This window comes from Streptomyces griseoflavus (genome assembly GCF_014649995.1).
GTDB lineage: Bacteria > Actinomycetota > Actinomycetes > Streptomycetales > Streptomycetaceae > Streptomyces > Streptomyces griseoflavus.
In genome coordinates, this window is sequence record NZ_BMUC01000002.1 from 119,409 (window position 1) to 128,486 (window position 9,078).

The window sequence follows — 9,078 nt, forward strand, 5'->3', positions numbered from 1 at the left end:
TGCCCACGGTACTAGGCGGGAAGCCCGCAGGGCAAAGCACTTCCGGTCACCGGTCCGGCGTGGCGCCACCCACCGCACGGCCACCCGTTCGTCAGGCCGTGTCCCCCTCGCCGCTCGGGCCGGGTCACGGGGGCGGCGGCCGGCTCACTGTCACCGTGCGCGACGCGGGGCGGCGGGGCGGACGGCGGCGCGCGGCCGTGCGCACGAATGTGCGGGCACCCGCCGGGACCGGCTCGGCCCCCCTGTGCCCCGGCCAGGGGCGGCGAGCCGGGGCACAGGGGGTGTGAAGGTCGCGCGAAGGTCCGGGGCGCGTCGGTGCAGGCAGACACCGGTCCGAGAAGCACCGGGCGTCACGGCGTCGTCACTTCCTGATGCGATGTACGTCCCATCCGGCGTCGCGAGCGCAACCCCAGCCCTTAGACTCCCTCGCGTGACACGTTGCGGGCAGGTTGGCAAGATGGCCCGAGCGGTCGGCACGTCGCGGTAACAGGGAGGAAGCGGTCTCGTGAGCAGCAGGCCATCCCGAGGCGCTGCTCGCCTCGCAGCCATACTGGACGCGCTTCCCGACGCGCTGGTGCTGGTCAACGCCAACGGGACCGTCGTCAACGCCAACACCATCGCCCTGGAGGCCTTCGAGACCCCGGGCACGGCGCTGGTGGGGCGGGGGCTGCTGGATCTGCTGCCGCAGTTCGACAGCAAGCTCATCCCGGGATCCATGCGGCGGCCCGACCACATCGACCCCCGCGCGCGGACGAAGCCGACCCGGATGACCGCCCGGCGCACCGACGGCAGCGAGTTCCCCGTCGAGGTCACCAGCGCGAACCTGGACACCGGCCAGCAGGCCTACGACAGCTACGGCTACGCCGGCGACGAGCTGCTGATGCTCGTCGTCCGCGACCTCTCCGGCACCGTCGACACCGAGGCCGAGCTCGCGCGTTCGCAGCGGCAGACCGAGATGATCCTGCGCGCCGCCTCCGAGGGCGTCGTCGGCACCGACACCGACGGGCGGATCGTCCTCGTCAACCCGGCCGCCGCCCAGATACTCGGCTACCGGGCCGGCGAACTCGGCGGACGCGAACTGCACACCCTCGTCCTGCACTCGCGCGCCGACGGCTCCCCCTTCCCGTACGACGAGTCCCCGCTCGCCGACACCCTGCGCTCCGGGCGCAAGCACCGGGTGCGCGGGCAGGTGCTGTACTCCAAGAGCGGCGACAAGCTGCCGGTCGACCTGACGACCGCTCCGGTACGCGACGGCGACCAGCTCGTCGGCGCCGTGATGACCTTCCTCGACCGCCGCCCCTACGACGCGCTCGTGCGGGAGAAGGAGGCCGCCGAGCGGGAGCACGCCGAGGAGCTGGAGCGGCTCGCCGAGGAGCACGGCTCGGAGCTCACCGCCCTGCGCCAGGGCCACATCAGCGAACTGGAGCGGATCGGCGAGAAGCACGCCGAGGAACTCGCCGCGAACGAGGAGCGCTACGCGGCCCTCGGCGAGCGGGAGAAGGACCGGTACGAGGCCCTCGCCGCCCGGCACGAACAGCTGCTCACCCTGCTCGGCCGGTCCCTGCGCGGTCCGCTGGACGAACTGCGCCGCGAGCTGTCCGCGCTGGCCGCCGACGACGCCGGACAGCTGTGGCCGGAGGCCAACCAGGTGCTCCACCACCTGTCGGCCGGCTACGCCCGCATCACCACCCTCATCGACAACGTGCTCGGCTACCAGCGGCTCGACGTCGGTGCCGAGCAGGTCGCCCGGACGAAGGTGATGCTCGACGCCGTCGTCGCCGCCGGGGTCGACGGGGCCGTGGAACTGATCGGCCCGGGGCGGGTGCAGTTCGCCGTGCACGCGCCGCCCATCGAGGCGGAGGTGGACCCGCGGCTGCTCGCCACGGCCCTCGCGCACCTGGTCGCGGACGTCGCCGGCGTCGACGCGACCGGCAACACGCCCCTGTCGGCGGGCGGTTACCTGGACAACACCGTGGTCGTCGCGGCGGCGCAGCGCGGCGAGGTGGTACGCATCGAGGTGCGCGGGCCGTACGGCGGCGGCGACCCGGTGCACGAACCGATCGTGCGCGGCATCGTCCGGGCGCACGGCGGTGTGCTGCAGACGCACGAGGTGCCGGGGATGAGCGGCAGCGCCTTCGTCCTGGAGGTGCCGATCGGCGGCGGGGCGGGGGCCGTCGCGGCCGCCCCGGCCCCCATACCGGCCGAGGCTCCGGTGCCGGGCGAGGCTCCGGTGCCGGGCGAGGCTCAGGTGCCGGCCGTGGAGGCCGGGGGCGGACGGCGCCGGGCACGGCGTTCCTCCGTGGACGCCTTCCTGGACGGCGAGGTGCCCGGCGCGGACGACGGCGCGGACGCGGGGACGGAACCCACCGGGCAGGAACCCGCCGGGACGCCACCCACCGGCCGGCGCAGGCGCCGCGCGGCGGCCGAGCAGCCCGCGCAGGCACAGCTTCCGGCCCCGGCGTCCGGTGAGGGCGCGGTGGCGTCCGGCGGTACCGGGCGACGGCGCGGCCGGCCCGCCGAGGACGCGTCGGCCTCCGCCCCGCTCGAACTCGCCGGTGGCGGGGTCTCCGAGGGGGCCGTGGTCACCGCCGCCGAGCACGCGGCGGGCGCCGCCGCCTCGAACACCGGACTGGGCGGGACCGTACCGCCGCAGGGTGTTCCCGCACCCGCCGGCCGGCGGGCCGGGCAGGGGGCCGGTGAGCAGCAGGCGCTGCCGCCCGCCCTGCCCGCGCCGGCCACCGGCCGGAACGGGGCGGCCGGGCCACCCCAGTCGGCCGAGGTGGCCGTGCATGTCCCGGCCCAGGCGTCGGGGCAGACGGAGCAGCAGCCGACGGGACGCCGCCGGCGGGCGCTGGCCGCCGCCACCGAGCGGGCCGCGGCGCAGGAAGCCGCGCCCCGCACGGTGTTCGCGCTGCCGCCCGCCGAGGCGGACCAGGGAGAACAGGCGGGACAGGCCGAGGTCGTCGGGCAGCCGGTACCGGCGGGCGCGCACGGATCCGCCGCGCCCGCCGCACATGGTGGTGCTCCGGCCGGCGACGGCCGCCATGACGCCGTACCGCACGACCAGGCCGACGACCACACCCCGCCGCAGCCGCATCCCACCAGCGCGCCCACCGGCCGCCGCCGGCGGGCCGTCGCGCAGCCGGCGGAGACGGCACCGGTCGCTCCGGTCGCTCCGGTCGTTCAGGCTCCGGCGGCTCCGGAGCAGTGGGGGGCGGTGCCTCCGCAGGGAGTTCCCGCGCAGGGGCACCCCGAGCCCCCGGCACAGGCACAGGCACAGGCATCGGCGCCCCTTCCCCCGGCCCAGCCACTCCCCGCCGAGACCGCACCCGCACCCGCGCAGGTGACCCCTGCGGAAGGCACCCCGGTCCCGCAGCCGTGGCCCGCCGGTGACGGTTCCGGCGCCGGTACGCCCGCACCGCAGGGCCCGAACCCGCCGCAGCCGACGACGCCCGCCGGCGGCACGCCGCTGCCGCCGGAAGGCGCACCGCTGCCCGCACCGCTGCCCGCGCCGCGGGCCGCTCAGCCGTTGCCCGAGGAGGCGGCGGCGCCCGTGGATCCGAACTCGACGCAAGGACGCGCGATCAGCGTGCGGACGCTGGGGCAGGGCGTGCCGTTCAACCGGCAGGCCGCCCAGGTCCAGCAGCCGCTGCCCACGGCCACCCCTCCCCCGCACCAGCCGGGCGGCTCCGGACGCCGCCGCAAACTCGGTACGCGCCCCGACGCGGCCGCGGGCACCGGCGCCGAACAGAACGGTGGCCCGCACCCGACGGCCGAGCCCGCGCAGGCACCGGCACCGCAGCAGGGCCTCGCCCAGGCACAGCCGTCCGTCGCCGGCCAGTCCCGGCTCGCGCCCCAGGCCGAGGCCGCCGGACGCTCGTACGCCATAGGCGCGCCCGACGCGGACGCCGCAGAGGGGCCCGAACCGCTGGACGGACCGGGCGGTGCCGTCGAGGTGGCGGACCCCCCGCGTCCGCAGCCGATGGACGACGAGCTGCCGCCGGAGCCGCTGGACAACCCGCGCCGGCTGCTGGTGTGGCCCGCGCCGGACGTCTCGACGCAGCAGGCGCTGAGCGACCGCGGCTACCGGCCGGTGATCGTGCACTCGCGCGAGGAGGTCGACGCGCAGATCGCGGCCTTCCCCGCCGCGCTGTTCGTGGACCCGCTGACCGGGCCCATCACGCGTACGGCGCTGCAGTCGCTGCGGCAGGCGGCGGTGGCGGCCGAGGTGCCGGTGCTGGTCACGGCCGGGCTCGGGCAGGCCTCGCGCGACGCCGCGTACGGCGCCGACCCCGCCGTCCTGCTGAAGGCGCTCGCGCCCCGCGACAGTGAGCAGCACCCTCCGCGCGTGCTGCTGATCGAGGAGCACGCGGAGATCGCGCTGGCGCTGACCGGGACGCTGGAGCGGCGCGGGATGCAGGTGGCCCGGGCCGCGAGCGACGCGGACGCGGTGGCGCTGGCGGGGCAGTTCCGGCCGAACCTCGTGGTGATGGACCTGATGCAGGTGCACCGCCGGCAGGCCGGGATCATCGACTGGCTGCGGGCGAACGGACAGCTCGACCGCACCCCGCTGGTCGTCTACACGGCCGCCGTCGACCCGGCGGACCTGCCGCGGCTGGCCTCCGGCGAGACGGTGCTGTTCCTCGCGGAGCGGTCCACCAGCACCGAGGTGCAGGACAGGATCGTCGACCTGCTCTCGCGGATCGGGACCAACTGACCGGGTCCGGCCCGTGAACGGCGTGCGCCGGGCGGTGAGCGGGGGGTCTCCCGCTCACCGCCCGGCGCGTCGCCGTCCGTGCGTCAGATCTGCGTGATGTCCAGCGTGCCCTCGGCGTACTGCCTGCGCAGGACCTTCTTGTCGAACTTGCCGACGCTGGTCTTCGGCACCGACTCGATCACCGTCCAGCGCTCCGGGAGCTGCCACTTGGCGATCCGGCCCTCCTCCTGGAGGAAGGCGCGCAGGGTGGTGAAGTCGGCGCTGGAGCCCTCCTTCAGCACGACCGTGGCCAGCGGGCGCTCGCCCCACTTGTCGTCCGGGACGGCGACCACGGCGGCCTCGGCGACGTCCGGGTGGGCCATCAGCGCGTTCTCCAGCTCGACCGAGGAGATCCACTCGCCGCCGGACTTGATGACGTCCTTGGCGCGGTCGGTCAGCGTCAGGAAGCCGTCGGGGCTGATGGTGCCGACGTCACCGGTCTTCAGCCAGCCGTCCTCGCTGAACTTGTCGGCGGGGCGCAGCGGCTCGGCGTCGGGGCCGTTGTAGTAGGCGCCCGCGATCCACGCCCCGCGGACCTCCAGCTCACCGGCCGACTCGCCGTCCCAGGGGAGGCGTTCGCCGCCGGGGCCGGTGAGGCGGGCCTCGACGCCGGCCGGGAAGCGGCCCTGGGTCAGCCGGTAGGCGAACTCCGACTCGGTTCCGACGGCGCTCGCCGGCGGGCGGGCGATGGTGCCGAGCGGGGAGGTCTCGGTCATGCCCCAGGCGTGGCAGACCCGCATGCCCAGCTTGTCGAAGGCCTCCATCAGGGAGGGCGGACAGGCGGAGCCGCCGATGGTGACCTGGGTGAGGGCGGAGACGTCCCGGGGCCTGGCGGTCAGCTCGGCGAGCAGTCCCTGCCAGATGGTGGGGACGGCGGCGGCGTGCGTCGGCCGCTCGCTCTCGATCATCTCGGCGAGCGGGGCGGGCTGCAGGAAGCGGTCCGGCATCAGCATGTTGACGCCGGTCATGAACGTGGCGTGCGGCAGACCCCACGCGTTGACGTGGAACTGCGGGACGACGACCAGCGAGGTGTCCTCGTCGGTGAGGCCCATCGACTGGGCCATGTTGACCTGCATCGAGTGCAGGTAGATCGAGCGGTGGCTGTAGACGACGCCCTTGGGGTCGCCGGTGGTGCCGGAGGTGTAGCACATGGCGGCGGCGGCACGCTCGTCCAGCTCCGGCCAGTCGTAGGCGACGGGCTGTCCGGCGATCAGGTCCTCGTACTCGTGCACCCGCACGGTGGCGCCGGCCAGCGCCGAGCGGTCACCGGGACCGGAGACGACCACGTGCTCGACGGTCTTCAGGTGCGGCAGCAGCGGGGCGAGCAGGGGGATCAGCGAGCCGTTGACGAGGATCACCCGGTCGGCGGCGTGGTGGACGATCCACGCGAGCTGCTCGGGGGGCAGGCGGAGGTTCAGGGTGTGGAGGACGGCTCCCATGGAGGGGATCGCGAAGTACGCCTCGACGTGCTCGGCGTTGTTCCACATGAGGGTGGCGACCCGTTCGTCGCCGGTGACGCCGAGGTCCTCGCGCAGGGCGTGGGCCAGCTGGGCAGCACGGGCGCCGATCTCCGCGTAGGAACGGCGCTGCGGCTCGCCCTCGCCGGTCCAGGTGATGACCTGCGATGTGCCGTGGATCGTGGACCCGTGGGTCAGGATCCTCGAGATCAGCAGCGGTACGTCCTGCATGGTGCTCAGCACGGCGTCCTCCTGGGCGACATCGCCTACACGTCGGTACGGGTTGCGCTGATTCTGCGCACATACCGCGCGGTATGTCACTAGGCGGACGGATGATCGATCACCCGGCATCGAAGGGCTTTCCCCCTCGATTTCAGCTTATTTTCGAACAAACCCCAGCTCAGCGTCGTCGCGGAGCTTGCCGAGCGCCCTCGACACAGCTGACTTGACCGTGCCGACCGAGACGCCGAGCACCTCGGCCGTCTGGACCTCGCTGAGATCCTCGTAGTACCGCAGCACGACCATCGCCCGCTGCCGCGCGGGCAGCCGCATGATCGCCCGCCACATCGCGTCGCGCAGCGCCTGCCGCTCGGCCGGGTCGTCGCCGCAGGGCACGGGGTCGGGCTCGGGCAGTTCGTCACAGGCGAACTCGTCGACCCTGCGCTTGCGCCACTGCGAGGTGCGCGTGTTGAGCAGCGCCCTGCGCACGTAGCCGTCGAGCGCGCGGTGGTCCTCGATGCGCTCCCAGGCGACGTACGTCTTGGTGAGCGCGGTCTGCAGCAGGTCCTCCGCGTCGCTCGGGTTCCCGGTCAGCGACCGGGCGGTACGCAGGAGCACCGGATGCCGGGCCCTCATGTACGACGAGAACGACGGATACGGGAGGGTCTGCGTCGGTGGAGCGGCGGCGTCCGACGCGCTGGTGCAGACGAGTGTGGTCATGTCTCCACGCTAGGAGCGGCCCCCGTCCGGCGGATCGGCCGCAGGTCCCGAAGCCACGTCCCCCTCAGGTTGTAGGGGTGGGGCTCTCCCCACCTCCTGGAGGTGGACGAGCGGATGAGGGGGTACTCCGGGTCGGCCCCCGAGGCGACCGCGCGGCACGCGGGCCGCCGCCGACGCCCCCCGCGCCCGGCGCCCGCCTGCGCGGCGGTGCCGAAGCACCGCCGCGCAGACCACCTGCCCCCCACGGAGCACGCCCCCACACGGTCAGACGGCCGGCGTCACCACCACAGGGGGGAGAAGCTGATGGCCACGTTGCCGTTGCCCTGGTTGACGGCCGTGAACGCGGAGCCGTTGACCTGGGCGGTGTTGCTCTGGTTCGCGGCGCCGGGGCCGCCGGCCTGCTGCTGCGTGGTGGCCGAGGTGCCGAAGTTGTCCCCGCCGACACCGGTACCGAGGGCCTCGGCCTCGCCGCTGATGGCCGTCGCGTTCGATCCGTCGTCCGCGAGGGCGCCGCTGTCCGCCGTCGCCACTCCGGCGAACAGGGCGGCCGCGAGCGGGAGCGCGGAGACCGCGGCGATGACACGGGCGGTACGGATGCTTGCCATGTTGTGTTCCCTCCAGAACCCACAGGACGCACCGGCTCGGTGCCGTAAGTGCGTGAAGTACGGCTGCCACCAGGGAAGTTGACCCCCCGCCCCGGTGTCGTTCACGACGTCGCAAGATCAGGATTGCCCACCGGATCGTCCGGAACCACCCCGGACGACGCGATTCGCACGCAAGCGTGACGACCGGGCGATAAACCCCACCTCACCCCCGAGTTGCCCGGCCCGCGCCACAGCACCCACCACACCCAGGCGCCCCAAGGGAGGAAGCGTTACGGCACGCCCCCGCCGACCCGACGCGCCCCGGCGTGTCACCCGCCCAACCCCTTCCCTTCTTCGAACACGTGTACGAAAATGGTCGCATGGCCACCACCGACCGGCAGGCCACGACGCTGGCCCTCGCGCACGCCCTGTCAGCCGCCGAGCGCGGACTGGCCGTCATCCCCCTGTCCCGGACGAAACTCCCGGCCCTGCGCTCCCCGCACCGCACCGACCCGCAGCCGGCGGGGCCGCCCTGTCACGGCGAGTGCGGCCGCTTCGGACACGGCATCCACGACGCCTCCACCGATCCCGCCCGCATCCGCGCCCTGTTCGCCGCCGCACCCCGCGCCACCGGCTACGGCATCGCCTGCGGCCTCCCCCCGCACCACCTCATCGGCGTCGACCTGGACACCAAGACCGGCACGGACGCCCCCGCCGCCCTGCGCGAGCTGGCCCAGCGCCACCTCTTCACCATCCCCGCCACCGTGGTCGTCCTGACCCCGAGCGGCGGCCGCCACCTGTGGCTGAGCGGCCCGCCCGACGTCGTCGTCCCCAACTCCGCCGGCCGCCTCGCCCCCGGCATCGACATCAGGGGCGCCGGCGGCTACCTGGTCGGCCCCGGCTCCCGCACCGGCCACGGCACCTACACGGCCGCCCCGGGCACCGCGCACCTCGCCCCGGCGGCCTGCCCGCCCGCCCTGCTGCGCCTGCTCCTGCCACCGCCGCGCCCCCACCACCCGACACCCGCGTCCACCGGCGGACACGGCCAGGGCCTCGTCCAGTTCGTCCTCGCGGCACATGAGGGCCAGCGCAACACCCGACTGTTCTGGGCGGCCTGCCGCGCCTACGAGGACGGCATCGGCCCCGCCCTGGTGGATCACCTGGTCGACGCGGCCCGCACCACGGGCCTGTCCGAACGCGAGGCCCGCGCGACGATCGCCTCGGCCGCCCGCATGACGGGCCACTGACACGACCCCCCCCCCCCCCAACCCCCCCCCCCCCCCCCCCCCCCCCCCCCCCCCCCCCCCCCCCCCCCCCCCCCCCCCCCCCCCCCCCCCCCCCC

General features: G+C 74.9%; 5 protein-coding genes. 2 read left to right on the top strand and 3 right to left on the bottom strand.

The window, feature by feature from the left end; genetic code table 11:
• The first annotated feature begins 505 nt into the window (after positions 1-505).
• The gene (locus IE172_RS06370; protein ID WP_190096103.1) at positions 506-4,717 is read left to right on the top strand and encodes a PAS domain-containing protein; all 4,212 of its coding nucleotides are present in this window, start codon (positions 506-508) and stop codon (positions 4,715-4,717) included.
• Between the two features lie 83 nt (positions 4,718-4,800).
• Here the strand turns inward: IE172_RS06370 and IE172_RS06375 are convergent, their stop codons facing one another.
• The 3 genes from IE172_RS06375 to IE172_RS06385 form a co-directional block, all read right to left on the bottom strand.
• Positions 4,801-6,444, bottom strand: coding sequence for a long-chain fatty acid--CoA ligase (locus IE172_RS06375; protein ID WP_190096491.1), 1,644 nt, complete (start codon positions 6,442-6,444; stop codon positions 4,801-4,803).
• Positions 6,445-6,591: 147 nt separating this feature from the next.
• Complete coding sequence (locus IE172_RS06380) at positions 6,592-7,152, bottom strand: SigE family RNA polymerase sigma factor (RefSeq protein WP_190096104.1); 561 nt, start codon at positions 7,150-7,152, stop codon at positions 6,592-6,594.
• Positions 7,153-7,430: 278 nt separating this feature from the next.
• A complete protein-coding gene (locus tag IE172_RS06385; protein ID WP_190096105.1) occupies positions 7,431-7,757 on the bottom strand; it encodes a hypothetical protein in 327 nt (108 codons plus the stop codon).
• A gap of 359 nt (positions 7,758-8,116) precedes the next feature.
• Between IE172_RS06385 and IE172_RS06390 the strand changes: the two genes are divergently transcribed.
• Positions 8,117-8,983, top strand: a complete 867-nt coding sequence (locus tag IE172_RS06390; protein ID WP_190096106.1) for a bifunctional DNA primase/polymerase — start codon at positions 8,117-8,119, stop codon at positions 8,981-8,983.
• Positions 8,984-9,078: the final 95 nt, after the last annotated feature.

Bases quoted from the DNA above. Each gene is read 5' to 3' on its own strand.
- IE172_RS06375 (WP_190096491.1), bottom strand. From the start codon at position 6,444: ATGCAGGACGTACCGCTGCTGATCTCGAGGATCCTGACCCACGGGTCC.
- IE172_RS06385 (WP_190096105.1), bottom strand. From the start codon at position 7,757: ATGGCAAGCATCCGTACCGCCCGTGTCATCGCCGCGGTCTCCGCGCTC.
- IE172_RS06390 (WP_190096106.1), top strand. From the start codon at position 8,117: ATGGCCACCACCGACCGGCAGGCCACGACGCTGGCCCTCGCGCACGCC.
- IE172_RS06380 (WP_190096104.1), bottom strand. From the start codon at position 7,152: ATGACCACACTCGTCTGCACCAGCGCGTCGGACGCCGCCGCTCCACCG.